Raw genomic sequence first — 26,570 nt, 5'->3', positions numbered from 1 at the left:
TTGCGTCATCTGCAAACCAGGCAACAACTGCAGCCCTGCGGCGCCTGAATATTCAAAGGCGCCGCGTGCTCGACGTAAAATGGTCAGGTGCGGAAATGCGCGGTCATTCGCTGCAGGTCCTGCCCCAGGGACGCCAATTCGATCGTCGCCGCCGCACTTTCTTCGCTGGCGACAGCCGACTGGTCAGCCACATCACGCACACTGACAATGCTGCGGTTGATTTCGTCGGCCACGGCACTTTGCTGCTCGGCGGCGGCCGAGATCTGCAGACTCATCTCCTGGATCGTACCGATGGACTGATTGATCTCGGTAATCGCCAATTCGGCTTTCTGCGCCAGTACCACCGTATCGAGGGTGCGTTCGCGGCTTGAGGTCATCAGCGTCGCGGCCGCTTGCGTGCCTTGTTGCAGGGTAACGATCAGCGCTTCGATTTCCTTGGTCGAGTCCTGCGTGCGCTGCGCCAGCGAGCGCACTTCGTCTGCCACCACAGCAAAACCACGACCCTGCTCACCCGCCCGCGCGGCTTCGATAGCGGCGTTCAACGCGAGCAGATTGGTCTGCTCGGCGACGGCTTTGATCACATCGATGACTTTGCCGATCTGCTCGCTGTCCTGAGTCAGCACATTCATCGCACCGCCCAACTCCTCAATGGCCATGGCAAGTTCGCTGATCTGCACCGTCGCCTGCTTGACCACCGTGCTGCCGTGGCGCGCCTGCTGATCGGCGAGGGTCGCGGCAGCGGAGGCATCGGTGGTGTTACGCGCAACTTCCTGCACCGTCGAAGCCATTTCGTGCATCGCCGTGGCAACTTGATCCACTTCACTTTTTTGCTGACGTACACCTGCGCTGGTCTGCTCGCTCATGGCCGAGAGCTTTTCCGCAGAGGTGGAAATCTGCGTGACGCCATTGCCGATACCTTGCACCAGCGTGTTCAGGTTCTGCGCCATCTCCTGCATCGCATTTTGCAGATCGCCCAACTCATCTTTGCGCGCAGACCTGGCCTGTACCGTCAGGTCGCCTTTGGCAATACGTCGTGCCAGATCAACCGTCAGCGCTAGCGGCGCAGTGATCTGACGCGAGATGACCACCGAAGCAAACAGCCCGATCGCCAGCGCCAGCAGGGTCAATACCGCCATCTGAACAAAGGCTGAGCGCTGATCTTCATGCGCCAGACGCTGCTGGGTGTCCATCAGGCCACTCATGATCTTGTCCATCGCCTTGCTTTCCTGGTCGACCTGCTCGCGCATGTTCTGCTTCTGCTCAAACAGCCCGGCCACTTCCACCAGTACTTCGCGATAACGCCGCATGCCGGCGTGGGCTTCTTCCAGTTGGCTCGACAGCGCCGTCGGCAGGTTGGTGCGCGCCTTGGTGATATCACTCAAGAAGCTATCGATGGTTTCCATCAGCAGTTTTTTGTTCACGTCGTTGGGCACCGCAATGTAACGACGCAACATCAGGCGAAACGTGGTCATGCCATTGCGCAAATCGGCCACCGTGCGCAGCTCCCGAACGCTTTCTCCATCGGCAGACGCCAAGGCACTGGTCGTGGTGCCTTCAAGCATGCCGGCAAAAGTTTGCGCGTACTTGTCCGACAGCGCCGTCAGCGGTTTCAGCGCATCCGTGGTCGACTGATCGGCAGCGATCAGCCGTTTGACCTTCTGGTCGTAGGCAACAATCGTGGTTTGCAAAGCCTTCAAGGCTTGCTGGTTTTCAGCGCGGGTCAAGGTGTCCAGCGCCTTGCCCACAAGGCCCTGCAAGACATTCAACTGCGCGTTATAGGATTCGGCGAAGGCTGCGTCAGCGGCGGCTTCGTACTGTTTCTCGGACAGACGCATATTTTGCGTAGCGTCATTCAACGTGCCGATCAGACGCGTCGTACTCAAGCGATCAACCAGCACGCTGTTGCTGTTATAGCCAATGAAGGCAACCGCCAAAACGGCCAGCAGAAGAATGCCGAAGCCGGTTCCCAGCTTGCGGGAAACTTTGATGTCACCGAGGAAATTCGATGCTACTGCCATATTCAGCCTCAAACGTCCTGACGCGAAACGCCAGGCACAAAAATTGATCTCCGGTAACCACAGTCACCGTCCAGACATTCGGGGGTCGTCATCCAAGGCGTAATACGGGACGCTCCAGCTGTCCCGGAGATGCAAATGCCGATGCTGTTGAAGCGTCGAAAAGAGACCCGACGCGAGCACCGGCAGACAAACCCTTCACCTCGCAAACAGAGCATTTGCACGCTGGATTTATCGTTTCAGCAAAGGTGTCTGGAGGGATGCTATTAATTTTGGGAAAACTTGTACAACTTTATATTTTTGTATAATCGTTGAACTTTTTGAGCGGCGTGATAACGCATTGCCATCATGATTTGTGGCACATCGCTACTGACGGAAAACGGGGTTGAAAATGCGGATTCAAATGCCTGGCGAATCAGTCTTCTGCTGGATTGGGAATCGTCATACGGCGACAGGTCTCGACCTAGCGCAAATGCCAGGCTGGACAGAATGCAGGCCCCTGCTCGATGAAGATGTTGTAGCCATCAAGAACCTCGGCCAACAATCCAGCTCTGATTCACGATTGCGCAGTCCGTATCCGGGCGTAAATCCGGCTCTCTTGGTAGACTTGCAACCCATTGCGCCTGATGCGGTGCTGCGCTGTGTAGCACAGAGCTCCCATCGGCCAGTTTTCATGTCCTACAGGTGCCATAAACGAAAGTGGTACGCATTGGCTTCGAATGGGTACATCGTACCAACCAGATCCCGAAAACCCTTGAAAACGCCCAAAAGCACGCAGAAAACACGTTGAGTAAAATGGTCCAGAATCAGAGCTTCAGCCCAGTAAAATCCATGCCTGAGCCGTCTCGACGCTTCAGTGTGGCACCCATGATGGATTGGACGGACCGTCATTGCCGTTTCTTCCTACGCCTCCTGTCGAAGAACGCCCTGCTCTACACCGAAATGGTCACCACCGGCGCACTGCTCAACGGCGATCATGAACGTTTCCTGCGTCACAACGAAGCCGAGCACCCGCTGGCGTTGCAGCTCGGCGGTAGTGTTCCGCTCGATCTCGCCGCCTGCGCGCGCATGGCCCAGGAACACGGCTACGACGAGGTGAACCTGAACGTCGGCTGCCCGAGCGATCGTGTGCAGAACAACATGATCGGCGCGTGCCTGATGGGGCATCCGCAGTTGGTGGCCGATTGTGTGAAGGCGATGCGTGATGCGGTGTCGATTCCGGTGACGGTGAAGCACCGGATCGGCATCAACGGGCGCGACAGTTATGCCGAGTTGTGCGATTTCGTCGGGACTGTGCGGGATGCAGGGTGCACGAGTTTTACCGTGCATGCGCGGATTGCGATTCTGGAGGGGTTGTCGCCGAAGGAGAATCGCGACATTCCGCCGTTGCGTTATGACGTCGCGGCGCAGTTGAAGGCGGACTTTCCGGAGCTGGAGATTGTGCTGAACGGCGGGATCAAGACCATGGAAGCCTGCCATGAGCATTTGCAGACATTCGATGGCGTGATGCTCGGGCGTGAGGCTTATCACAATCCGTATTTACTGGCGGAGGTGGATCAGCAGTTATTTGGCAGTTCGGCGCCGGTGATTAGTCGTGCTGAGGCGTTGGCGCAGTTGCGTCCTTATATCGCCGAGCATTTGCTGGCCGGTGGTGCGATGCATCACATCACGCGGCATGTGCTGGGCCTGGGCACCGGGTTCCCGGGGGCGCGGAAATTCCGTCAGTTGTTGTCGGTGGATATTCACAAGGCAAAAGATCCGTTGGCGTTGCTGGATCAGGCGGCTGAGTTGCTTGAAGGTCGTTGATGCCCTCCCCTCACTCCAGCCAGGCGGTTTGATTCGCCTGGCTTGACGCCTCAAGCGGCAGCAGCCGCCGTCCAGTTCACCCAGCCAAACACCCAAGTCGCCAGAATCAACAAACCAAAACCGATCCGGTACCACGCGAACGCGGCATAGCTGTGGTTGGCGATAAATTTCAGCAGGCCACGCACGGCGATCATGGCGAAGATGAACGCGGTGACGAAGCCGAGGGCGAAGACTGGCAGGTCGTTGGGTTGGAACAGGTCGCGATATTTGTAGCCGGAATAAACGGCGGCACCAACCATGGTCGGCATGGCGAGGAAGAACGAGAACTCAGTGGCGGCTTTGCGTGAAAGGCCGAAGAGCAGGCCGCCGATGATCGTCGAGCCGGAGCGCGAGGTGCCGGGAATCATCGCAAGACATTGTACGAAACCGACCTTCAACGCGTGGGACCAGCGCATGTCGTCGACATGTTCGACGCTGACTACATGGCTGCGCTGTTCGGCCCACAACATGACGATGCCGCCAACAACCAGGGCCACCGCAACGGTGATTGGGTTGAACAGGTATTCATGAATCGCGTCGGCGAATAACACGCCGAGGATAACGGCCGGGAAAAACGCGATCAGCAGATTAAGGGTGAAACGTTGCGCGTTGCGCTCGGTGGGCAGGCCTTTGACGATTTCGAAGATCTTCGGACGAAATTCCCAAACCACAGCAAGAATGGCCCCCAGTTGAATAATGATGTTGAACGCCATGGCGCGTTCGCCGCCAAACTCGAGCAGGTCGGCGACAATAATCTGGTGGCCGGTACTTGAAATGGGCAAGAATTCGGTCAGGCCTTCAACCGCGCCCAATATCAATACCTGGAAAAGGGTCCAGAAATCCATTAATCCTCCGTCAGAGCACTCAGGGTGAGCGACCAGTCAATAACACTCAGGGGTTGAGTATCTGAAGTAATTCATACAGCGATTCGCCGATCCGGAAGAATAGGGTTTATGCAGAGTTAGACTCAAGAGCTGTTAGTAATCGTCGGCCGACGAACTAAACGGAAGAAATTTACATCTATTACTACAAATATTTCAGTTCAGATATGAAGTGTGATCAACTTCACACACTGTTGACATGGCCAATCAGTGGCAAAAGGACATAGACAAAGCCATCGCCACAAGCTCAAAATAGTGGCACCATTGCATATAGCCATCATCTACGCGCTAGTTCACAACCCCGAGAAAATCAACTAAAAGCTTGAAAAGCTTAGTTATTGTTAGAAATCTCGGGAGACACGTCTAAAATCCGCGCAAATGTTACCAATTGTCAGTCACAGATAAGAACCGGTGCTTTAACATCCCGATGTCAGCACCTAATTCGAGTCAACGCATGATGCTCTCAGGGAACTTGGCGACGAGAAGTCCGCGCCCGACAAATAATGAATCCGGTGTTCTTGCGCTGGGTCGTACACTGGGTGTGGCTGATCATTTCAGATCGCTGATCGCAAAGCACGTGCAGCCCGATATGATCCTGGAAACAGGTGCTTTCACTCGTTCATATAAGCAGCACGGTTACATCGGTTCCTACCGCGCCATTTTTGTCATCATCGATAATCCACAAGCTATCGAAGAAAATCTGGCCCTGGTGCAGAACCTGCGCGATGACAACTTGAAGCCGCTTATTTGCGCTGTCGTTACCGGCCGCGGTGCCGTCAACAAGATCAAATATTTCCTCGCCGGGGCAGATGCCTGTATCAAGCTCAACACATTGAGCGATGACAGCGAAGACTTGCTGGCGGAGTTCTTCAACAGCGAAGACTGGCAACGAGATATCAATCTCACGCTTGATCCGACGCGGATCTGCCTGATGGACAGTCGGCGCAAACTGGATATCTCTTTCGCCGAAATGAAGATCCTCGAGGCCTTTGCGCACACCGGCAATCACATTCTGAGTCATGATGAAATCGCCAGCATCATGGGCCTCAACACCAATTTCTACGACCCTCGGGCACTGGAAAAATCAATCAGTCGCTTGCGTGGAAAAATCAAGGACATGTATGGTACAAACGCGATTCAGAGCATCCGCGGCTACGGCTATCGCCTGATGCGGGGCCTGATATCGACTGCCTGAGTCTCGGGCAGTCTTCCCTTTTGCATACGTACGAAGGATCGTCTGATGCAGCCATATCGTTTCAATTGCGCCTCATACTTATTAAAACTCAAGCACTTGAATGAGCACGGCATCACGCCACATAACAATAAAACTCCATAACATAGCAGCAGATCGAGTGGAATTTATCGATGGCCATTTTCGGCCAGAACCCTGCCTACGATTACTTCCGAGGAAGTCATTGCTCGCCTGCCGATTTATCTTTTAGCCAATTTTGGTGTGTATTTAGGAGAGAGACATGGAAACGAGTACAACCCTCCCCAGAAAATATTTTGTTGTTGTGACGCACAGCACAACGTCGCAACGTGAACTGGAAAGCATCTTGTCCAGTGAGCGTTTCAATTCGTTTGGCACGTCGCAGGCACAAATGTTTGTTGAAGGTGTTGCTTCGCCCTCTTCCGCCCCGATGGTCATGGAGTTCAGTTACCCAAGCCTCAGCCGAAAGAATGTTGCGCGCAGTATCGAACATGATACCCAACGCATACTGGCCACCCTTGAAAATGAATGGCGAGCTGCGCAAACAGACAATCCGTTTCAAAGCTTCCCGACACGCAGTGCAGAACGCGCTCATATCTCCAATGTCTGCGAGAGCACTGAGCCTTGCAGCGACACCTGGCATCTTGACGATGAACAAGGCGTGTTGCTCAAGGACAATGTTGCGATCAGCCTGACTGGTTTGGAAACCGCTCTGGTCAGGAAAATGCTGAGCCATGAAGAGCGCGTGGTCAGTCGTGATGACTTGATCATCAGCATTGGTCGGGAACCCGAGCAATACCGTGGCCTGGAAATGTGCCTGAGCCGATTGCAGGATAAATTCAAGAGCGCAAGTAATGGCGAGCGATTGTTCCGAGCCGTAAGAAATCGCGGATATTGCCTGATCCAGGAAGTCGTCGCTTAATCACAAGCGACACACAAACCGAGACAAACAGATATAAAGTGCGACTACAACAACAAGAAGAGCACTCTGTTTGGTTTTCCCTCCCTGATTCAATAAAAGCTTCCCTGCCTCCACCCTTCAACAGTAACAAATACTCCCTCGCTTTTTCATCCCCCGCTCTACGACCTTTTCTAACAACCTTCTATTTAATTATTAAAAAGTTGGCATTGTGCCATCTTGTTAGAACTCGTCAGACACCATTCCCGGCAATAACTTAGTCTATTGGCTGACGACAGTTCGGCTCTCGATGTTGTTACCTCAAGACACTCGCTAAAACAAAAACAATAAGTCTGCATAACAACTCGGCTTTCAACTGTTGAAACCTGAATGGACGTCTTTTGGGGATATCGTATGGATCTTTCTCTCAGTATTAATCGAAGCACGGGCCTCAAGGGACTGACCTTTTGGGGCCAATGGGCGCTGGCACAGGCTTTCGTTGTGACGCTGCTGTTCATTCTCGCTGAACAGCACACCGGCACCGTCGCGTTCTACTACCGAATGTGCGCCACCCTCGCCGTCCTGGCCTCGGTGCCGGCTTACACATTCAGCGGCGTTTATCGCAAACGCGACAACTACCTGACCGGCCTCGGCCGCTTGTTCATGGGCTGGTCGATGACCATGGCCGCGCTGGCGTGCATCGCGTTTGTCTGCCAGGCCGATGAGCTGTTTTCCCGTCAGGTGATTCTCAGCTGGGCGGTGTATGGCTTCCTCGGTCAGGCGTTCCTCTACGCGCCGCTGCATGCGTTTTCCAAGTACTACCAGCGTTCGCGTAAAAGCGAACACCGGACGTTGATCGTCGGTACTGGCGAATTGGCGTTGGGCCTGGCGAAAAAGCTCAGCCAACTGGAAAACCTGCCGCTGATCGGTCTGGTCAGCAACGGTGACAAACCGGTCCTCGCTTCCGACGCACCGCGTGTCGTTGGCGCTCAGGATGAGTTGCTCGAGCTGATCGAAGCCCACGACATCCGCCGCTTGTACATCACCCTGCCGCTGTGCGAAGCAGCGAAAATCGAAGCGATGTATGTCGATTTGCTCGGGGCCAACGTCGATGTGGTGTGGGTGCCGGACTTGAACAGCCTGACCCTGCTCAACCACTCCGTGAAAGTCGTGGACGGCCTACCGGCGATCTACTTGAACGAAAGTCCGCTGACCAGCCGCCCCACCGCTGCCCTGAGCAAGAGTCTGGTTGAAAAAACCGTGGCATTCCTGGCGATCATCGCGCTCAGTCCGCTGCTGTTGATCATCGCTCTGGCGGTGAAAATCAACTCGCCCGGCCCGGTATTTTTCAAGCAGGACCGCCATGGCTGGAACGGCAAGGTGATCAAGGTCTGGAAATTCCGCTCGATGCGTGTCCACGATGACCGCGAAGTAAAACAGGCCAGCCGCAATGACTCGCGCATTACCGCAGTAGGTCGTTTTATCCGCCGAACTTCGCTGGACGAGCTGCCGCAGTTGTTCAACGTGTTGCAGGGGCATATGGCGCTGGTGGGTCCACGGCCGCATGCGGTGGCGCACAACAATTACTACTCGGGCAAGATCCTCGCTTACATGGCGCGTCACCGAATCAAACCGGGCATCACTGGCCTGGCACAGATCAGCGGCTGCCGCGGTGAGACCGACACCATCGACAAGATGCAAAAGCGTGTCGAGATCGACCTGCAGTACATCAACAGCTGGTCGTTGTGGCTGGATCTGAAGATCCTGGTGAAGACGCCGTTTACGTTGTTGTCGAAGGATATTTACTGAGGCTTAGCGCTGCAGATCACAAGGGGACGAAAGTCCCCTTTTTTGTGCGCGGGATTTGGCACACCGGTATTGCTCAACCACGCAGGATCATTGTGGGAGCTGGCTTGCCAGCGATAGCGTTAGCCCAGGCAATGGAGTTGTAATTGAGCGGCCCATCGCTGGCAAGCCAGCTCCCACAGGGTTCGAGTTGCGCCCGGACCCTGGCGCCTACTCGGTAATCTTCTCGAAGTTGCGATAGAACATGTCCCCTTCCCGGCTATCCGTCATCGAGTGCAGTTGATAGCTGCGGCTCAGTCTGGCGCCGCCATCTCGGGTCAGTGGTGCCCAGACCAGGTTGGCGCGGCGCATGGTCGACATGCTCATCATTTCGTCGAACGGGATCGACAGGTACAGGCCTTTGTCGAAACTACCTTCGCCATATTCGGCGCTGCTGGCCGTGGTGATGGTTGCCCAGGCACCGACGCGCACGCCGTTGAAAAACTCGCGCGAGATGTCCACGGTGGTGCCCCAGTCTCCGGCCAGATAGCGACCGACACTGACCGCCGCCAGCGTGTCGAACGGCAGATCGGTATAGCCGGTGATATGCCCGGTCACGACCGAGTAATCGCGCAAGGCAAAGCCCTGATCGAAATCACGCTGGCGCACCCAGTTCAGATCCGCGCCCAGCGACCAGCGCTCGCCGGTCGGGCGGAACAACACTTCCGCGCCAACGCCGGCAAACATCGACTCCAGATAGCCGCCGTACACCATGCCGTACAAATCCTTGTCCAACTGCTCGGCATGGCTGAGCTGGAACAACGGCATGGTCGTGTTTGAGGTGGTCAGATACTGGCGCAGATCCGTGCGCACGCGGGGCAATCCGCTCGGCGCGTCGTAGACGAATTTGTCGAAGTTGTTGACCAGGTTGGCGCTGAGCAATCCGCTCCACCAGGTGTTGCGGTTGAAGCGATATTCCGCGTCCGCATCAGCACTGAATTGATAGAGCAAACCATCCGGGCCGCCGACGTTCTGCTTGAAGCCCAGACCCACGCCATAGCTGAAATGCTGCGGCGCTTCGGTGTAGAGGGTCTTCTCGTTGTGCGGCATCGCCGGGTTGATTTCGGTGGTGCGGTGCAGCGCCTCCAAGGGCTCTTCGTTGTTGATCACTTCGCGGAAGGTCTGCCGCGGCAGGCTGGTTTCTTCCAGCGGCAAGTCGTAGCGCTTGTTGACCACGGTGAACCAGTCGATGTCGTCGTTGACGCTGTTGTCGAGAATCCGGCTCGCGCGGCCAACGGCTTTGGACGAATGGAAATAACGCTGCTGCTCGCCATAGACGATCAGTTCGGAATCGCGCTGGCTGATGCGCTCGACCTTGTACCCGGCATTCTGCTGCAAACGCCGCGACACATCGGCCCAGTTGACCTGTTCCATTGAGGTCGTCGGCGCCTTCGCCGGCAGCGGTTCGGGGGTCGGATCGTAGGTCTTGGCCGGCGCCTTGCGGCTGACGAAATTGGTGTGAAAGGTCACGCCGAACATCGCCGTGTTGCCCCGTTCCCAGGCAGCGCTCAGGTCGATCGAATCGGTCACCTTGAACACCGCGCCAAGGTTGATCGGCGAGTCCTGTTTGATCTCGTTGTCCTTCGGCTCGTTCTTGTAGTCGTTGCCTTCGAATTCCAGCTTCAGGCTCAGCCGATCCCACGGCGTCTGGTAGCTCACGCCACCGAACAGTGAAGGCTTGCCGCGAAAGTACGAGCCGGAGTTGACGTCACCGGTGCCTTCCAGCGCCGGGCGCGTATCGAAGCGATTGCTGACGTAACCCAGCGGGTTGTCGAAGTCGCCGCGATTACCGATGTAGCCCCAGGCAATGCCGGCGCTGAAGTCGAAATTGTCGAAGCGCTTGTTGGCGACGAAGAATTCGCTGGAGAACAAACCGGTACCACCGATATCTCGAAAGCCCAGCGCCACTTCCGGCGCCCAGTGGCTTTCCTGCCACAGGCGCACTTTGGCGTCGACCGCCTTGTCCTTGTAGCTTTGACTGCCGCTGAGGGCCTCCGAGCCGTACGGCCGGTTGGTGATCGCGGTGTAGCGGAACGAACCTTCGAGCCAGTCCAGCGGTTGCAACGACACGCTGTAGCGGCTGTACGGGTCGGTGCGGTTGGCATTGACGCTCAGCTCGCCGGCCGGGGCCATGCGCGCCGTTGGCGTCTGCAACAGACCGGCGCCACCGAAGTCATTCTGAGTAACGCGCGGCTCGGCGTGAGCCAGACCGCAGGGCAATAACAACACAGCTGCAAAACGTAACTTCAACGAACCACCTCGGCCAGCTGCGTGGCAATGAATTCGGCCAACTGCTGATTCAGTTCAGGAAGAGGCGGATCTAGATCATCATTTTTAATCGGCACCAGAATCCTGCTGCCGGCCACCGGAAACTGCCCGGACTCGCGATTCCAGTGGGCGATGCCGACGCGCCGCGACACGCCGTTGGGCTGGATCAACCACAGGTAATCGGCCTCGGCATCGTCGAGAATCGAGCAGCCTTCGAGATATTCGCGGGCCTCCTGCAATGGCTGGTACGGCAGGTGGCACGGCTCGGTGACCGCGCCCAACACCTGCACTTCATCAACCCGTTTCGGATAGATCAGCCGATCGCCGTCATCCAGACGAATGTTGCGCGCGAAGCCGACTTCCACCGCCACCGGATCGAGGTCAGCGATCTGCCGTCCGGTCACTGGCATTTGTCGAACCTCTTCGGCAATGCGCTGCGCCAATGCCGCGCGGCTTGGCCGATCGAACAGCGTCGCCATGCGTTGCAGCACCTCGAGATCGAACAGCACGCCGACCTTGAGCCGCGTCTGCTCCTCGACCAGCGACTGGCGCAACAAGCCGCCCGCCAGCCAATAGCCTTCGGCATTGGGCACGGCTTCGCTGATCACATCGAACAGGCGTCCACCCGGCGGCAACGCGATCGGACCGGGATTGGCGACGTCGCCAGACACAGTGACGGCGGCCTGACTCGCCCCTGCGATCAGCAGAAGACCCGCCGCGATTAGGCTTAAGCGCTTCACGGCAGATGCCTGCGGTCAGGAGTCAATTGCACCAGCTTCACGCGCAGTTGCGAGGTCAGTTGTTGCTCGCTTTGCAGGATGAAACCGTCGCGCGGGTCGACCCAGTAACGGTTGGTCGCACTGAGGCCGATGGCTGGCGCGTCGATCTGTTCATCGACGCGCAGCACCGAGTAAGCCTTGTCGAGAATCTCCAGGGTCTCGGTGGAACGGCGGGAAAAGCGGCTGTTGACGATCACGCCGACTTCCTGGCCCTTGTACAGATCGATCCAGCGCCGTGTGGTGAAACCGTCGGCAACGTGATGCAGGCCTTGCTTGAACGGCGAGTCATCGGCCAGCCGCGTGCCATCCAGATCACCTTGCAGGCCGAGGCCGATGCTGCGCACGGCGAGGCCATCGCGCAGCAGCAAAACCTGCTTGCCGGAGGCGACCCAGAATTGCAGGTCTTCACGCTCGCGCACCAGCGCCAGCACGCCTGAGCCAGAAGGCGTGGTCAGTTTCAGTTGCGGGTAGTTGACCCCGGCGACTTCGGCCGCTGTCACATCAACCTCGTCGGGGCCGACGACGGCGGCTTTGAGGTTGTTCAGCGATGCGCTCATCAGCGGGTTACAGCCGCACAGCAACGAGGCCGCCATCAGGCAGACGCCCACTTTCAATAGGTTCACAGTCGGGCGGCCTTATTTGCTGTTGTTGCTGTATTCGCTCCAGTTCTTCGCTGCCGAAGCCCCGGTGCCGACAATCGACGCCGACGGCACCAACTGGCTGATGAAACGGTTCCAGCGAGTGACGTTGGCCGGGCCGACGTAGACCACATCCTGCGGCCGCACCTGAAAGTGCGATGCAAGCGCCATGGCGGTCGGTGATTCGGCTTCGAGCTGATAAATCTTTGCCGGCTCGACGTCGAGGTTTTCCACGCCGCGAATCACGTACACCGCGTTGCCGTTGGAACTGGTCTGACTCAGGCCACCGACCGAACCGAGCACGTCAGAGAGGTTCATGGTCGCGGTCTTGAAGCTCAGCGCGCGCGGCTGGTTGACTTCGCCCATGACGTAGATGCGCTTGTTGTCGTTGTACGGCAGATACAGCTGATCGCCGCCCTTGAGGTAGACGTTCTGCAGTTCGGAATCCTGCTGATTGAGCGTGTCGAGATTGAGTGGATAGACCCGCCCGTTGCGTGTCAGCAGCAGGCCCGACAAGTCGGCGTTATTGGTGTCGATGCCAGCAGAACCGAGGGCTTCGACCACACTCAGCGGATTGGTCGAAATCGCTTGCGGGCCGGCCTTCGTGACGGCGCCGGTGACCACGACTTTCTGGCTGGCGAAGCGCAGCACCGCGACGTCGACCTGCGGCTCGGCGATGAACGCCGACAAGCGCTGTTCGATGTCCGCGCGCAGTTGCTGGATAGTCCGGCCAGCGGCCTGGACTTCCTTGATGAACGGGTAATACAGCGTGCCATCGGAGCGCACCAGACGGCCGTTGGCATCGATCTGTTGTTGCGCGCCGGAGGGGGCGGTCAGCTCCGGATGATCCCAGACGGTGATGTACAGCACGTCATTGTTGCCGATGCGATATTCCGCCGGCGTCACCAGCAGCTCCGCCGGCAGCGACTCACGCTTCTGGGTGGCGCGGTTCATGGCGATCAGCTTCGGGGTGATCGGAATCAGCTCGACCCGACTGCTTTCGCTGGCACCCTGGCGGGTGATATCGCTGGTGCTCAGGTACTGGCCGGGGGAAAACATGCAACCTTGCAAAGCGAGACTTGCCAACATTAAAAGATAAACACTACGAGTCATAATGGCACTACGCTATTCAAGGGCGAATCCAAAAACAAAGTCACCCGACTTGCGTCGGGCGACTCTGTACTGCACTAACAAATGTTCCTGTTAGTTATGCGTGCCGGTTGTACCGGTGGTACCCGTCGTACCGGTGGTACCGCCGTTGGCACTGCCACCGCTGTTGGACGCCGCTACAGCACTGGCAACCATTGCAGTACTGGCCGCGGGCGCTTGCGAAGCCGCCACACTGCCACCTACATTGGTTACCGCTGTCAACGGCGCTTCAGCGGCGGCAGCCCAGTTGCTCAACATCGTCAACAGGGCAACTGCCATCACTTTTTTCATAACAACTCCTTTCTAACATTCGAACTGTTAAAAAACAGATCTGTGTCAGAGCTGGTAGCTTTCAAGTCCGCAAAGAGCGCGAACAAGATCCGTTGTTCTTTCACAGTCCTGTGCAACTGCTAAAGTCGAACGGCAGGTTTATATCTACGGATTTGCAAATGGCATTGCCAGTGTAATTTCCCGACGTTATCTAACAACCTGACTGAAACTAACATCGGACTAAATGGCCATCATCGCGAATAACCATTGGGATGATTCGATTGCCAGCGCCAAGTGTCGGCAACCATGTCCTGCAAGTTGCGCGTGGCTTTCCAGCCGAGCTCTTTCGCCGCTTTCGAAGCATCGGCAAAACTCTCGGCGATATCACCGGCGCGGCGCGGCATCATCCGGTACGGCACCGGCCGCCCGCAGGCCTGTTCGAAGGCATGCAGCACTTGCAGCACGCTGTAGCCATCGCCGGTGCCGAGGTTCCAGGTGTGAATGCCGGTGCGCTCGCTGATCGACTGCAACGCTTTCAAATGCCCGTCCGCCAGATCGACGACATGAATGTAATCGCGCACGCCGGTGCCATCGGCGGTCGGGTAATCGTTACCGAAGATCGACAGCTCGCGCAGGCTGCCGACCGCAACCTGGCTGATATACGGCACCAGATTGTTCGGGATGCCGTTGGGGTCTTCGCCCATGTGCCCGCTGGCGTGGGCGCCGATCGGGTTGAAATAGCGCAGCAGCGCAATGCTCCAGCGCGGCTCGGCGAGGCTCAGGTCGCGCAGCACGTTCTCGACGATCAGCTTGGACTGACCGTAGGGATTGGTCGGATTGCCCGTAGGAAAATCCTCGCGAATCGGCATCTCTTCAGGCTCGCCGTACACCGTCGCCGAGGAACTGAACACCAGCCGGAACACCCCCGCCGCTGCCATCGCCTGACACAGGGTGATGCTGCCGCCGACGTTGGTTTCGTAGTATTGGAGCGGCTTGCGCACACTCTCGCCCACGGCTTTCAACCCAGCGAAGTGCAGCACGGCGTCGATCTGATGCTCGCGGAAAATCCGGTCGAGCAGCGGCCGATCGCAGACATCGCCGCGAATCATCCATGCACTTTTCCCACAAATGGCTTCAACGGCGTGAAGTGCTGCGTCGCTGCTGTTACAAAGATTATCCAGAACGACAACTTCATAACCTGCCTCAAGCAATGCAAGTGTGGTATGCGAGCCGATATAGCCGGCACCACCCGTTACCAGAATCTTCATAGCGCGGTCCGTCATTGAATAAATACCCGGTAGCGTGTCAAGCCATGCCTGGTGGATATGCGGAGCAATTCACACAAACAGGGCGACAACAACCTCAAACAAATTTAGTTCAACCACTGGCAATAATTATTTTTGCCGGTCAAACTGTTTGACGGATACTTATTAGCACTCCCTGGACACTTATCACTATCGACAGATACCGACTAAAAATAACTAATAACCAAGTAGTCGACATCTCATAACATTAGCGCTTTTTAACAGCGCAACTAATTGCCAGCAACAACCTGACTCGGGTATTAAAGTAAGCCTTCAATAATCATTGAAACTTGCCGCCACTTTGTGGTGCGCAACCGTCGCCTGTGTTCCATGACTGTTCAGGATACTTTTATGATTCGTAAATGTTTGTTCCCCGCTGCCGGCTACGGCACGCGTTTCTTGCCGGCGACCAAAGCCATGCCGAAAGAGATGCTGCCGATCGTCAACAAGCCGTTGATCGAATACGCCGTTGAAGAAGCGCGGGACGCCGGCCTGCAACACATGGCCATCGTCACCGGCCGGGGCAAGCGCGCGCTGGAAGACCACTTCGACATCAGCTACGAACTTGAGCACCAGATCCGTGGCACCGAGAAAGAGAAATTCCTCGCCGGCACCCGCGAGCTGATCGACACCTGCACCTTCTCCTACACCCGTCAGGTGGAAATGAAAGGCCTGGGCCACGCCATTCTCAGCGGCCGCCCATTGATCGGCGACGAGCCGTTTGCCGTGGTGCTGGCCGACGACCTGTGCCTGAACCTCGAAGGCGACGGCGTGCTGTCGCAGATGATTCAGCTGTACAAGAAATTCCGCTGCTCGATCGTCGCCATTCAGGAAGTCCCGGCCGACCAGACCCACAAGTACGGCGTGATTGCCGGTGAGCTGATTTCCGAGGGCATCTACCGGGTCAACAACATGGTGGAGAAACCGGCGCCGCAGGACGCGCCGTCGAACCTGGCGATCATCGGGCGCTACATCCTCACCCCGGACATCTTCGACCTGATCGCCGACACCGAACCGGGCAAGGGCGGCGAAATCCAGATCACCGACGCACTGATGAAACAGGCGCAAAACGGCTGCGTGCTGGCCTACAAATTCAAAGGCCTGCGCTTCGATTGCGGCGATGCCGAGGGTTATCTGCAGGCGACCAACTTCTGCTACGACAACGTGTACCTCAAGGGCCGCTGAGACGACTCCCCACCACCAGAGGCAGGCAACCATGAACATTGCACAACATTCGACAGAGATTGAACGTGAGGTGGGCAACCTCGGGGTGATGAGCTGGTTGTCGCGCCATCAACCGCTGCCCAGCGCCAACGAGACCTGGCTGGGCACGATTCTGCTGGTGGAGCGAATCGGCGTGTTCCCTGCGTCCGGCGATATTCGCCGGCCGCTGCGTGATCCCTATCCGCTGCTCGCGCACCTGAAAGCGTTGTATGGCGAACAGGCGCTGGAAATGGATGACCGTGATGGCCTGAAAGTGATCTTCAGCGACTGGCGCTTTCGCGTGCGCATCTGCTGCAACGACCCGGCGATCATCATTAACGTCGAGACCCGCTGTGATGCGCGGTTGATGCCGCGCAAGCTTGACGAACTGCTGGGGCTCATCGACGCCTTCAAACACGACGCCTGATCACCCGGGCTTCACGCCAATCCATTGTGGGAGCGAGCCTGCTCGCGAAAGCGGCGGCACAGTCAGCATTGATCGTTCCCACGCTCCGCGTGGGAATGCATCCAGTGACGCTCTGCGTCACACTGCGGAGGGACGCGGAGCGTCCCGGGCGGCATTCCCACGCGGAGCGTGGGAACGATCATGGTGGCGAGTCGTCGCAACCGGTACTCGTACCCATGATCCAGCCATAAAAATAATCGGCAATCACCTTCCCGCCCGTGGCCGGCAACGGATGAATCTTGTCCGGGCCGATCATCGCGCTGGCGTAGCGTTTGACGTCGGGGCCGAACGCGCATTGCAGGTTGGCAAAACCGAGCTGCTGCTCACGCGCCCACGGTTCGAGCACCTGCGCGTAGGCCGACATCGGATAAGCGCTGGAGCGCGTGGTGTCCTGGCGCATGATCAGGTTGATGCTCGCCGCCGGCTGAATCTCGCGCAGCATGCTCACCAGGCCCTGAACGTTTTGCAGGTACTGCGCAGGTTTGACGCCGAAGCCCTGATCGTTGCCGCCGAGCATGATCAGGTAAACGTCGGCCGGGATCTTCGACACCACCGCTTTCCATTGCGCCTGCCACTGTCGACCGGCGTGATAGAAATCCGCGGATGCCGCGCCGGAGGCCGCCAGTTTCGACACCCGAATGCCCTTCTCATCATTCGTCATCCAAAGGCCGAACAACGTGGGCGCGCCCTTCACCACTTCCAGTCTGAATGACCAGTCTGCGGCTGATGGAACGCCCGCTAGCGCGACTTCCTGAACGCCCGAGCCTGCGAGTTTCAACGGTTGCCAGGCTTGCGCGGGCGACCAGCGATAGCGCAGCTCGTCGGCTTCGCCGTTGCCCAGATACAACAGTTTCGCCTGAGTGACCGTGGTATCGATGCGCGGCGAAGGGCTGGCAGAGACTTGCAACCAGGCGCCCGGCTTGCCGCTGATCGTGCGACTGTCCGGACTGGCCTGGCCCAGCTCGGAAACCTTCCAGCCGCCGCCGAAGTATTTGTCGCTGCTGCGGGTGTATTTGAAGTGCGTGCCGCCCAGCGCCGCGCCGTGGTTGAAACCGACGTAACCGGGGCCGGCAAAACCCACCTCGGCGGCCACTCGCTGCACCAGTTTGTTCAGGTAGAAATCCTGCCCGGCGGTGTAGCTGTCGCCGATCACCGAAACCGCCAACACCTTGCCGGCCTTGCCCTCGCGCCATTGCGCAAAACGCTGGCGGGCATCGTCTACCGTGATGGCCGAAGTGGCGACTGGTGGAGGGGCGTCTACTGGCATCATTGAATATTTCCTTTGTCCGAGATGGCCCCTTCGCGAGCAGGCTCGTTCCCACAAGGATGGTGTGACTTGCACGAATCCACTGTAGGAGCTGACGAGTGAAACGAGGCTGCGATCTTTTGACCTTCGCAAGCCACGACAAAAGATCAAAAGATCGCAGCCTCGTTTCACTCGTCAGCTCCTACAGGGAGGATTGCGTCTGTACCACCGGGGTGATGGGCGCCAACGGTTTCCGCTTCGCCGCGCGCTCGCCAAGGAACAGCACCGAGGTGAAATTGAACCGGCTGAACACCATCGCCAACAGCACCGGCCCGAGCAATCCACAACTCAGACCACCGAGCACCAGCAAGCTCTCATCCTTCACGCCGAGGCGCCCGAGGACAAACCGCGAGGTCGCTGCGAACAGCACATGAAAAAGGAAAATCGCATAGGAATATCCACCGAGCCAGGTCAGCGCTTTCGAGCGCATGTCACTCGACAGCAACGCGATGCAAGACACGCAACCCACAGCTAAACCAATCAGGCTGCGGCGATCGACAATCAGCTCACGATCGATCGCCGCGACGTACAACAGCGTCAGCGAGATCAGCACAAACAACAGCGGCCCGATCACTTTGAAACGCTGCTTCAAAATATCGACATTTTCCTGACCGATCATCCCTGCAACAAAAAACGGCAGCAGGTAAATCGCACCGTTGATACCGAACGCATCCAGCGGCAACGGCGGCAGCAGGAACAGCACCGCCGCAAACGCAAACAAACCATACAACCGCGTCGCCGAACGCAGCAGGCCGCGCCACTCCAGCAAGCCGACGAAGATGAAAATGCTGAACACCGCCTGCAGGAACCAGAAGTGGTTGATCGGTACCCAGAACGACAACAACGCATCGATCACGCCGACGTCCTTGTTCACCCCCGGCCCCACCGCTTGCAGCACCGAGAACGGCACGCCGACGCAGAACAGCGGCACGATCAGCCGCCGCACCTTGCCAGCGAAGAAGGCGGAAAAGTCATTACCGCGAATCTTGTAGATCGAATAGATGTAGCCGGAGATGAACGTGAACAGCGGCATGCGCACGTACACCATCGAGTCGGCGATGACCCGGAACGGTGAGCCGATGTCGATCTTCAAGCCGCCGCCCAGCGGGCCGATGACGTGATAGAGCACCAGCAGCAGGCACGCCAGGCCGCGCAGGGTTTCGATCTCCAGGGATTTTTTCTTGCTCGACATAGAGCACCTGCCTTAAGTGAGAATTCTTGATTCGACCTGCGCCGGTTTGTTCGCGCGCAGCATCAAGCCCAGGCCAACGAACAACACCGGCACGACCATCGAGAAGTGGCGGGCGAAGGAGCCGAAGTCCGGCTCGAACAAGCCTTGTACCAACAGAAACGCCAGCGGAATCGCGATCAGTTCCTTGGGTTTGGTCTGGATCGGCGCGCCCTTGTAGTCGGTCGAAGTGATGACCTTGAACAGCAGCAGTGCAGTCATGATCATCAGCGCAACAAAGATCACCTGCCCCGGCCCGGACAGCAGAATCAGCTCAACCGGGAACGACAGGCGGAAGAAAATGATCATCGAATCCAGTGCCTGGGAGACGAAGTCACTGCCGCTGAGCCACGAGACGATCAGCGATTTCGAGCCCTCCTCGCCCGCCGTGCGCAGCTCGTTGTTACTGGCGCGGATCGACGACACCGGAAAGCCCAGCGCCAGCTGAATGGCCATGGCCACCGCCAGATAAAACAGGAACAGCATCAGAAAGAAGGTGAAACGCGAGACGTACTTTTTCATCACGCAGACGCCGACCCACGACAGCGAAAACAGAATCCAGTACGGCCGGATCAGCACACCGTAAATCACCGCCGAAAGAAAAAAACCGCCGCGATATTTGCGCGTCAATGCGCTGAGCAGAATGCTCAACACCGCCACCGACACGATGATTTCCTTGGTCAGGTTCTCGAGGAAAAACGAACGCACGATGCCCCATAGGCACAGGGTGCCGAAAATGGTCAACGGCATGCGCCGGAACACCACTACCGGAATTGCGGTGAGGAAGAAATTGCAGAACATGCCGTAGGCCCAGGCATTGGTCAGGTTGATCCCGGTGGGCCGCAGCAGGAACGCCGAACACTCGTAGGACGAGCGATCCGGCGAGAACGGATTCCAGAAATTGCAGTTGTCGGCGCGCGCATACGACGACCACAAGGTCATCGCATCCGGCCCCGGATCGCGCGGCACCAACAGCGGCATCGCCACTGACAGAAACAGCCCGGTGAACAGAATCAGAAAGGAAATCGACGAATCGAATTTGCGCCCACGAAACTCGATGCGCGGCAGTTTCAGGCCCATGACAGCGCAGCCTTTTTCGCGCCGGTGACACGGGTCAACACTGCAATCACACTGAGCTGCACGACGATGGCGAAAACATTGCCCCACGCCGCGCCATAGATCGAGTAATGCTTGATCAGCACATAGCTGACCGGCACTGAAATCAGCAGGCAGAGCGCCGCGCTGGCCAGCGACACCCGGCTGTTTTTCGAGGCAATCAAACCGCCCCAGACAATGTCGCCAATCGCCCGCAAGGCGAACGAAAAGATCAGCACCGCGAGGAGCGCGTTATCCGGACGCGGCACGCTGGCGGCGACGTAATCGAGCAGCACATTGAAAAACACATAGATCGCCACGGCCACAACGGCGGAGACCACCAGCGAGCGCATCACCCATTTGTTGACGAACAGTTGCCTGACCGTAAATGCCTGCTGATCGGCCTGGAAACGCTTGGCCAACACCGGAATGCCGACCACTGCCACCACCGCATAGGACAACGCCTGCAAAGTGTTGGCCGCCGACCACGCATACACATATTTACCGAGGCTGGCGTAGGGCTCCAGGTCGATGATCAGAAAGCGCTCAGCGTACTGACTCAGGGCGATCAGACCGGTGCCAAGATAGAACGGCAACCCGGCCTTCCACACCGTGGCGGTGTCCAGCGGCGCGGCTTCGCGGCCCTTGTGCACGTTCACCACGATCAAATAACCAGCGACGATCACCAGCACGTTGGCGGCGACCCACAGCCACAACACACTGGCGATGCCCGCGACCCAGCCGAGCACCATGCCGCCCACCGCCAACACCGCCCACAGGCCAGTCTTGATGAAGAATAGCAAGGCACCGGCGGTGGCTTTCTGCGCGGAAAACACGAAGGAATTGATTTCGAACGACAGGTGCTCGGTGAGCAGCACCAGCGTCACGCACAGGATCAACGTGGCGGTTGCTTCCACCGACTGGAACAGCGAATAGATCAGTACCGTCAGCACCGACAGCAACAGCCCCACCGCCAGATACAGCAGCAGAACCTTGTCGACCACCCGCCGCGAACTGCCGCCGACGCTGATCAGCCGGTTTATTTCGGAACTGAAGCCGACGCTGTAGAACTTCGAAGCGATCAACGACGCCGCGACCACCACACCATAAAAGCCCAGCGCCTCGTAACCGAGGTAATGGGTGATGGCCAACACCAGCAAGAACTTCGCGCCCAAGGCTCCGCCGCGAAGCAACAGCCGAAATATCATCGAACGACACCCTTGATGATTTCGTCCATGGCCACGGTTTTCGCTTCGATTTCGCGGCAGGTGTCGGTCAGGCGCTTGCCGAAATCCGCCAGCGCATTCGGTGCGTAAACGGTGTTGATGATGGTGTCGACGTCGATATCGCCGCCGTTGATCACCCAGTCCTCGACGCCCATGTCCTGATAGGCGCCAAAGCCTTTGCGCTCGTAGCTGATGTGATACGCCGGCACGCCGGAGAGCAGCGATTCGATGGCGCCGTGCAGACGCACCGAGATCACCAGGTCCGGTTGGTATTTGGCGATGGTTGCCTTCAGCGACAGCAGGTCTTCGTTGATGCCCAGCTCGCGGTAGAACGCGCCGTCATCGTTGCCACGTACCGCGCTTTGCACGGCGCAGACCACTTTGCTTTTGTTCTTCAGACGCTGCAGCAGCAGTTTCAGATTCGCCACGTAGGCGACCTTCTTCTCTTTGCTCCACTCCGGTGGCTTGCGCAGCACCACGCAGACTGTCGCCAGCGACGCGGCGCAGCGGGTGAATTTCGGTTGCTGAAGAATCTTGCTCGCCAGCGACTGCACGGCCAGATCCGGCGCGCGGTAGACGTTTTCGCAAGCGTCAAAAATCGCCGAGGAACGGTTGTCACGCACGAACACCGCATCGGCGCTGGCGTAGTGCTCGACAATCTTGCTGCTCTCGCCGTGGAACGGGCCGATGCTCTGCGGCAGGTAAACCGACGGCACTTTGCTGAGAATCGCGGTTTCCAGTTGCTTGGCATGGCCGAGCTTCAGCTTGATGTGCTCGAAGGCGCTTTTCGAACGCATGTAACCGCCGCCAACGCCGACGATCAGATCGGTCTTCTTCAGCAGATCGGCGAGCCCGGCGTAGGACTGATTGAGAAACACCGCTTGCTTGACCCGGCCCAGACCTTTGGCCGCCATCACCGGCGCATCGAAACGCGGGTGCGGCAGATAGTTGAACGACTCAGGGTCGGACGCCACGACACTGATCGCGGTGTCGTCACCGAAGTTACGCTGCACCAGAGCAATGGCCAGATCGACGAGCAGACCGTCACCGGAGTTGGACGCACTGTAGCCATGCAAAATCGTTACGTTCATAAGCTTGAGTTCTACTTAATAAGTGGGAGCGTGATACAGGTCGTAGGTCTGGCGGATCATCAACGCGGCGCTGAAGCGTTCGCGGACAATGCTCCGGCCTTCATTGCCGAGGTCGAGCAGGCGCGGCTTCTGGATGATCGTCAACACGTCGGCCAGCGCCTGGTGATCACCGGACGGAAAGACGTAGCCGGACACTTCGTTGGTGACCAGTTCCGGCAGCGAAGTGCAGTTGCTGGCAATCACCGGCAACCCCATGGCCATGCCTTCCAGCGGCACCATGGCAAAGCCTTCCCAGCGACTCGGCACGATCAGCGCATCGGCTTTCTGATACAGCGCCTGCACTTCACTCGGCGTCACCCAGGGCAGGTACTCGACCGAATCCATCGGCGGGCACTCGACAGAGTCTTCGTTGACCGCACTGCCAACCACCGTCAGTTTGAGGTCGTTGCGATTGACCTTGGCGTAGGCCTTGAGCAGCACGTCGAAGCCTTTCTGGTAATCCAGACGCCCGACGAACAGCAGATGAATCGGCTCGGCGCCAGCGCTTTTCGGTGCGTCGTCCTTGTGGTGAATGCCGTTGTAGATCAGCTTCATGCGCTTGCGCTCGATGCCGAAACGCGCGGCTTTATCCAGCTCGTACTGGCTGACGCAGATGATCACGTCGGTGACTTTCTGCAGCACCCGCTCGATCCACGCATAGACCTTCTGCTTGGTCGGCGAGCTTTCCATCAGGAACGAAAACGCATGCGGGCAGTAGACGATTTTCGGCTTGCGCCATGGTCGCAACAGCACGCACACAACGCGGCCGATCACCCCGGAAAAGGTGCTGTGCAAATGCACCACGTCGGGTTTTTCCTTGAGCAGCACCTGGCTCAGACGCCAGGCGAAACGCAGCAGCGATGGCACGTTGCGACCGCTGCGCGGGAAGGTGCGCACCTGCTGCGGGGCGATGCCGTGCAGCTCCCTGGCCTGATCCTCGGGTACCAGATAGACCAGTTGATAATTCGCTGCGTCATCTTCGGGCGATGCCGAGATCGTGCGGATCACCGTCGCCACGCCACCTTTGATCGTCTCTGCCACGTGCAGTATTTTTTTCACAACTCACCCACTTCAAACAGGAAAGAACAATCGGCAACCATCAGGATTTGTCGGACGCGTATTCGTAGTTGTAATAGCCAGTGCCGCCGTAATAGCTGGCCGCACGCTTCTCGACGCCGTTGAACACCGCGCCTTTCAACTCGATGCCGTTCTGGGCGAAGCGGCGAATGGTCAGTTCGATCTCTTTGGCCGGGTTCACGCCGAAGCGGGTGACGATCAGGCTGATGCCGGCTTCGCGACCGACGATGGCAGCATCGGTAACTGCCAGCAGTGGCGGCGTGTCGATGATCACCAAGTCGTAGCGCTCGCTGAGTTCTGCCAGCAGTTCGCGGAAGTTGGCGTGCATCAGCAATTCGGAAGGATTGGGCGGCACTTGCCCCCGGCTGATGAAGTGCAGGTTGTCGACTTCGACTTTGTTGATCGCCTGCTCAAGGGTGCAGCGCTTGACCAGCAGGTCGGACAGCCCGTTGCTGATCGGCGTGTTGAGGGTTTTGTGCAGGTGCCCTTTGCGCATGTCGGCATCGATCAGCACCACGCGCTGGCCGCTGAGGGCCATGACCGCCGCAAGGTTGGACGAAACGAAGGTCTTGCCGACCTGCGGGCTCGGCCCGGAAATCATGATGCGGTTGTTGGTCGAATCGAGCCCGGCAAAGTGCAGGCAGGTGCGCAGGCTGCGGATCGATTCGATCGACAGATCGGTCGGGTTGCGCAGCGCCAGCAGGTACGCCGGCTTGTCGACGCCGTCGCGGGCGCGGCCCTTTTTGTTGTCCTCTTCTTCCTGCAAGGCGCTGTAGGGAATCGACGCATAAACCGGCAGGCCCAACTGCTCGATGCCTTCCGGGCCTTCAAGGCCTCGGCTGAGGGATTTGCGCAGCAGCACCAGCGCCACGCCGACAAACGCGCCGAGCAATGTCGCGATCAGCACGATCAGTGGTTTCTTCGGTTTGATCGGATTGGTCAGGTCGACATCGGCAGTGTCGATCAGGCGCACGTTGCCGACGGCCCCGGCGCGGACGATGTCGAGTTCTTGGGATTTGTTCAGCAACTGCGTGTAGATCTGCGAAGCCACCTCGACGTCGCGGGTCAGGTTGAGCAATTCCTGCTGAGTAGCCGGCAAGTCCTGAACCTTGCCCTCGAGGGATTTCTGCTGCTGGGTCAATTCGCCGATCTGCGTCATCAAGGCGCGATAGGCCGGGTGCTGTTTGGTGAACTTGCGATCAAGCTCGGCCTGCTGCATTTTCAGTTCGGAGATGCGCGTTTCCAGCGCCACCGACTGGCCCAGCACCGACTGGGTTTCCAGCGAGATGTTCACGGTCTTGCCGTGGGTCTGGTAGGCATTCAAGGCGTCGCTGGCCTTGGCCAGATCACGCTTGACCTGGGGCAACTGGCTTTGCAGAAACGCGAGGCTCTGCGCGGCTTCCGCCGAAGTGCGCCGTACGTTTTGCTCGACGTAGAGCGAGGCGATCTTGTTGAGGATCTTCACCGCCTCGGCCGCGTCGGAGCTGGCCAGCGCCAGACGAATGATCCCCGACTCCTTGCCCTGTTCGGAGATATCCAGCGCGTCCTGATAGCCCTGAATGGTCACGATGCGTGGATTGCGCACCACCTGAAAATGTGTGCCCGGGTTGGCCGACAAGTGCGCGATCTGCCCTTCTACGCCGTTGTTGGCAAACGCTTCGCCGGCCACGCCTTCGGCGAGCAGATTGTCGTTTTCATCGAACAGCTGAAAACGCTGCTGCTCGCCGGCGATCAGGGTGAGTTTCTTGCCGAGCAGGTCTTTCGGCAATTGCAGCCGAGTGAATTCCAGGCGCTCGCCGCCCCAGGCATAACTGTTCAAACCGAAACGCGGCGGCGCGACGCTGGTCTCGCTGTCACCGCGATAGCGCCGCGAAAGGAAGCCGCCGATCAACGGGAACGTGTTGGGGGTGACGTCGATATCCAGGCGCAGGTCGTCAACGGTCTTGCCGATCACCGCGCGGGATTTGATGATGCCGATTTCGGTCACCGACGGCGATTGCCCGCCGAGCATGCTGTTGAGGTCGGAGAAACCGAGCATGTCGTTCTTTTTCGGTTCGACCTGCACCAGCGCGTTCGCCAGGTACACCGGCGTTGCCAGCACCGCATAGGCGACGCCGGTAACCATGAAGGCACCGGTCAGCGCACCGATCAGCCACTTCTGATCGATCAGGCTGCCGAAGATGCCGAGCAGATCAATACTGTCTTGGTCATTGTCGCGGGTGCCGATTACGGACGGTAACTGCATAAGTCTGTTCTTACCATTTACTGTTCTGAAGAAGATTCATCAATTCGCGAGACGCTTCGCCCATGAACTAACCGCATCTTCAATCAATGCGTGGGCATGAATAAACGCGGCTTTGCCTTGACGATACGGATCATGTATTTCGCGCTCGCTCTGCCATTTGCCGAGCAGAAACACTTTGCCTCGGGCGTGCGCGGCAATCTTCAGCACTTGATTGACGTGGGCTTTTTCCATGACCAGGATCAGGTCCGAGTCATTGACGATGTCCGAAGTCAGTTGCCGCGCCTTGAAAGCCTCGGCGCAATGCCCGTGCTCTTCGAGAACCTGCCGCGCCGAGGCTTCCACGCCCTCGCCCACGCGGGCGGACAGGCCGGCAGAGGACACGGTGATGGCGGATGGGCCAAGCGCGTTGCGCAGCAGCAGTTCAGCCGTCGGACTTCGGCATATATTGCCCACGCAGACAACGAGGATCTTTTTGAACAAGTCTTGCTTTCC

The 26,570-nt window shown here is 58.1% G+C and carries 22 protein-coding genes and 1 pseudogene; 6 read left to right on the top strand and 17 right to left on the bottom strand.

The genetic code is table 11. From position 1 onward, the window contains the following. Window positions 1-83: 83 nt before the first annotated feature. The gene (locus tag AB4N47_RS05805) at window positions 84-788 is read right to left on the bottom strand and encodes a methyl-accepting chemotaxis protein (RefSeq protein ID WP_370593522.1); all 705 of its coding nucleotides are present in this window, start codon (window positions 786-788) and stop codon (window positions 84-86) included. Between the two features lie 201 nt (window positions 789-989). Next, window positions 990-2,018: pseudogene (locus tag AB4N47_RS05800) on the bottom strand (methyl-accepting chemotaxis protein); the annotation flags it as partial. An 828-nt stretch (window positions 2,019-2,846) separates the two neighbouring features. Here AB4N47_RS05800 and dusA point away from each other — a divergent pair. Continuing rightward, on the top strand, window positions 2,847-3,821 hold the full coding sequence (dusA, locus tag AB4N47_RS05795; protein WP_177434885.1) for a tRNA dihydrouridine(20/20a) synthase DusA: 975 nt from the start codon (window positions 2,847-2,849) through the stop codon (window positions 3,819-3,821). Window positions 3,822-3,871: 50 nt separating this feature from the next. Here dusA and AB4N47_RS05790 read toward each other — a convergent pair whose 3' ends face one another. Next, window positions 3,872-4,705, bottom strand: a complete 834-nt coding sequence (locus tag AB4N47_RS05790) for an undecaprenyl-diphosphate phosphatase (RefSeq protein WP_137214685.1) — start codon at window positions 4,703-4,705, stop codon at window positions 3,872-3,874. Window positions 4,706-5,195: 490 nt separating this feature from the next. On the opposite strand from AB4N47_RS05790, the gene AB4N47_RS05785 reads away from it, so the two are divergent. The 3 genes from AB4N47_RS05785 (at window position 5,196) to AB4N47_RS05775 (ending at window position 8,658) form a co-directional block, all read left to right on the top strand. Further along, window positions 5,196-5,936 carry a winged helix-turn-helix domain-containing protein gene (locus AB4N47_RS05785; protein WP_341637075.1) on the top strand — a complete coding sequence of 247 codons (741 nt, stop codon included), beginning with the start codon at window positions 5,196-5,198 and terminating at the stop codon, window positions 5,934-5,936. 277 nt (window positions 5,937-6,213) lie between these two features. Beyond that, complete coding sequence (locus AB4N47_RS05780; RefSeq protein ID WP_122699470.1) at window positions 6,214-6,873, top strand: winged helix-turn-helix domain-containing protein; 660 nt, start codon at window positions 6,214-6,216, stop codon at window positions 6,871-6,873. Window positions 6,874-7,263: 390 nt separating this feature from the next. Then, window positions 7,264-8,658, top strand: a complete 1,395-nt coding sequence (locus tag AB4N47_RS05775) for an undecaprenyl-phosphate glucose phosphotransferase (protein ID WP_016775452.1) — start codon at window positions 7,264-7,266, stop codon at window positions 8,656-8,658. A gap of 207 nt (window positions 8,659-8,865) precedes the next feature. Here AB4N47_RS05775 and AB4N47_RS05770 read toward each other — a convergent pair whose 3' ends face one another. The 6 genes from AB4N47_RS05770 to galE form a co-directional block, all read right to left on the bottom strand. Beyond that, window positions 8,866-10,944: a YjbH domain-containing protein gene (locus tag AB4N47_RS05770; protein ID WP_341637074.1), complete on the bottom strand. Its 2,079-nt coding sequence runs from the start codon at window positions 10,942-10,944 to the stop codon at window positions 8,866-8,868. Beyond that, a complete protein-coding gene (locus AB4N47_RS05765) occupies window positions 10,941-11,702 on the bottom strand; it encodes a capsule biosynthesis GfcC family protein (protein WP_125927268.1) in 762 nt (253 codons plus the stop codon). Before AB4N47_RS05765 ends, AB4N47_RS05770 begins: the two co-directional genes overlap by 4 nt. Beyond that, the gene (locus AB4N47_RS05760) at window positions 11,699-12,364 is read right to left on the bottom strand and encodes a YjbF family lipoprotein (protein WP_039760706.1); all 666 of its coding nucleotides are present in this window, start codon (window positions 12,362-12,364) and stop codon (window positions 11,699-11,701) included. The genes AB4N47_RS05765 and AB4N47_RS05760 overlap by 4 nt, the downstream gene beginning before the upstream one ends. A gap of 12 nt (window positions 12,365-12,376) precedes the next feature. Next, complete coding sequence (locus AB4N47_RS05755; protein ID WP_177180896.1) at window positions 12,377-13,492, bottom strand: polysaccharide biosynthesis/export family protein; 1,116 nt, start codon at window positions 13,490-13,492, stop codon at window positions 12,377-12,379. A 90-nt stretch (window positions 13,493-13,582) separates the two neighbouring features. Then, complete coding sequence (locus AB4N47_RS05750) at window positions 13,583-13,819, bottom strand: hypothetical protein (protein ID WP_016775457.1); 237 nt, start codon at window positions 13,817-13,819, stop codon at window positions 13,583-13,585. A 230-nt stretch (window positions 13,820-14,049) separates the two neighbouring features. Further along, the gene (galE, locus tag AB4N47_RS05745) at window positions 14,050-15,066 is read right to left on the bottom strand and encodes a UDP-glucose 4-epimerase GalE (protein WP_341637073.1); all 1,017 of its coding nucleotides are present in this window, start codon (window positions 15,064-15,066) and stop codon (window positions 14,050-14,052) included. 387 nt (window positions 15,067-15,453) lie between these two features. Between galE and galU the strand changes: the two genes are divergently transcribed. Together galU and AB4N47_RS05735 are read left to right on the top strand one after the other, a co-directional pair. After that, a complete protein-coding gene (gene galU / locus AB4N47_RS05740) occupies window positions 15,454-16,287 on the top strand; it encodes a UTP--glucose-1-phosphate uridylyltransferase GalU (RefSeq protein WP_024013613.1) in 834 nt (277 codons plus the stop codon). A 31-nt stretch (window positions 16,288-16,318) separates the two neighbouring features. Continuing rightward, window positions 16,319-16,732, top strand: coding sequence for a mannose-1-phosphate guanylyltransferase (locus AB4N47_RS05735; RefSeq protein ID WP_016770593.1), 414 nt, complete (start codon window positions 16,319-16,321; stop codon window positions 16,730-16,732). Window positions 16,733-16,910: 178 nt separating this feature from the next. Here the strand turns inward: AB4N47_RS05735 and AB4N47_RS05730 are convergent, their stop codons facing one another. The 8 genes from AB4N47_RS05730 to AB4N47_RS05695 all read right to left on the bottom strand — a co-directional run bounded on the left by AB4N47_RS05730 (window position 16,911) and on the right by AB4N47_RS05695 (window position 26,558). Beyond that, on the bottom strand, window positions 16,911-18,041 hold the full coding sequence (locus tag AB4N47_RS05730; protein ID WP_341637072.1) for an SGNH/GDSL hydrolase family protein: 1,131 nt from the start codon (window positions 18,039-18,041) through the stop codon (window positions 16,911-16,913). 178 nt (window positions 18,042-18,219) lie between these two features. Further along, window positions 18,220-19,269: an acyltransferase family protein gene (locus AB4N47_RS05725; RefSeq protein WP_341637071.1), complete on the bottom strand. Its 1,050-nt coding sequence runs from the start codon at window positions 19,267-19,269 to the stop codon at window positions 18,220-18,222. A 12-nt stretch (window positions 19,270-19,281) separates the two neighbouring features. Further along, the gene (locus AB4N47_RS05720; RefSeq protein ID WP_024013616.1) at window positions 19,282-20,385 is read right to left on the bottom strand and encodes a hypothetical protein; all 1,104 of its coding nucleotides are present in this window, start codon (window positions 20,383-20,385) and stop codon (window positions 19,282-19,284) included. Next, on the bottom strand, window positions 20,376-21,608 hold the full coding sequence (locus AB4N47_RS05715) for an oligosaccharide flippase family protein (protein WP_341637070.1): 1,233 nt from the start codon (window positions 21,606-21,608) through the stop codon (window positions 20,376-20,378). The genes AB4N47_RS05720 and AB4N47_RS05715 overlap by 10 nt, the downstream gene beginning before the upstream one ends. Continuing rightward, window positions 21,605-22,717: a polysaccharide pyruvyl transferase family protein gene (locus tag AB4N47_RS05710; RefSeq protein ID WP_341637069.1), complete on the bottom strand. Its 1,113-nt coding sequence runs from the start codon at window positions 22,715-22,717 to the stop codon at window positions 21,605-21,607. Before AB4N47_RS05710 ends, AB4N47_RS05715 begins: the two co-directional genes overlap by 4 nt. Window positions 22,718-22,732: 15 nt before the next feature. After that, window positions 22,733-23,815 carry a glycosyltransferase gene (locus AB4N47_RS05705; RefSeq protein WP_122603757.1) on the bottom strand — a complete coding sequence of 361 codons (1,083 nt, stop codon included), beginning with the start codon at window positions 23,813-23,815 and terminating at the stop codon, window positions 22,733-22,735. 40 nt (window positions 23,816-23,855) lie between these two features. Then, entirely contained in the window at window positions 23,856-26,078 is a 2,223-nt protein-coding gene (locus tag AB4N47_RS05700) for a polysaccharide biosynthesis tyrosine autokinase (protein ID WP_341637068.1), read from the bottom strand. 39 nt (window positions 26,079-26,117) lie between these two features. Then, window positions 26,118-26,558 (bottom strand): low molecular weight protein-tyrosine-phosphatase, encoded by a 441-nt coding sequence (locus AB4N47_RS05695; RefSeq protein ID WP_341637067.1) that lies wholly within the window; start codon window positions 26,556-26,558, stop codon window positions 26,118-26,120. Window positions 26,559-26,570: the final 12 nt, after the last annotated feature.

The organism is Pseudomonas sp. S3_G06 (assembly GCF_054667565.1).
The sequence above is the reverse complement of the archived record's forward strand: the minus strand, read 5'-3'. Positions and strand labels throughout refer to the sequence as shown.

Coding starts and splice junctions, on each gene's coding strand:
- galU (WP_024013613.1), top strand. CDS start 15,454: ATGATTCGTAAATGTTTGTTCCCCGCTGCCGGCTACGGCACGCGTTTC.
- AB4N47_RS05790 (WP_137214685.1), bottom strand. CDS start 4,705: ATGGATTTCTGGACCCTTTTCCAGGTATTGATATTGGGCGCGGTTGAA.
- AB4N47_RS05700 (WP_341637068.1), bottom strand. CDS start 26,078: ATGCAGTTACCGTCCGTAATCGGCACCCGCGACAATGACCAAGACAGT.
- AB4N47_RS05805 (WP_370593522.1), bottom strand. CDS start 788: ATGGCTTCGACGGTGCAGGAAGTTGCGCGTAACACCACCGATGCCTCC.
- AB4N47_RS05785 (WP_341637075.1), top strand. CDS start 5,196: ATGATGCTCTCAGGGAACTTGGCGACGAGAAGTCCGCGCCCGACAAAT.
- AB4N47_RS05710 (WP_341637069.1), bottom strand. CDS start 22,717: ATGAACGTAACGATTTTGCATGGCTACAGTGCGTCCAACTCCGGTGAC.
- galE (WP_341637073.1), bottom strand. CDS start 15,066: ATGAAGATTCTGGTAACGGGTGGTGCCGGCTATATCGGCTCGCATACC.
- AB4N47_RS05715 (WP_341637070.1), bottom strand. CDS start 21,608: ATGATATTTCGGCTGTTGCTTCGCGGCGGAGCCTTGGGCGCGAAGTTC.
- AB4N47_RS05775 (WP_016775452.1), top strand. CDS start 7,264: ATGGATCTTTCTCTCAGTATTAATCGAAGCACGGGCCTCAAGGGACTG.
- AB4N47_RS05780 (WP_122699470.1), top strand. CDS start 6,214: ATGGAAACGAGTACAACCCTCCCCAGAAAATATTTTGTTGTTGTGACG.
- AB4N47_RS05735 (WP_016770593.1), top strand. CDS start 16,319: ATGAACATTGCACAACATTCGACAGAGATTGAACGTGAGGTGGGCAAC.
- AB4N47_RS05755 (WP_177180896.1), bottom strand. CDS start 13,492: ATGACTCGTAGTGTTTATCTTTTAATGTTGGCAAGTCTCGCTTTGCAA.
- AB4N47_RS05730 (WP_341637072.1), bottom strand. CDS start 18,041: ATGATGCCAGTAGACGCCCCTCCACCAGTCGCCACTTCGGCCATCACG.
- AB4N47_RS05750 (WP_016775457.1), bottom strand. CDS start 13,819: ATGAAAAAAGTGATGGCAGTTGCCCTGTTGACGATGTTGAGCAACTGG.
- AB4N47_RS05725 (WP_341637071.1), bottom strand. CDS start 19,269: ATGTCGAGCAAGAAAAAATCCCTGGAGATCGAAACCCTGCGCGGCCTG.
- dusA (WP_177434885.1), top strand. CDS start 2,847: ATGCCTGAGCCGTCTCGACGCTTCAGTGTGGCACCCATGATGGATTGG.
- AB4N47_RS05720 (WP_024013616.1), bottom strand. CDS start 20,385: ATGGGCCTGAAACTGCCGCGCATCGAGTTTCGTGGGCGCAAATTCGAT.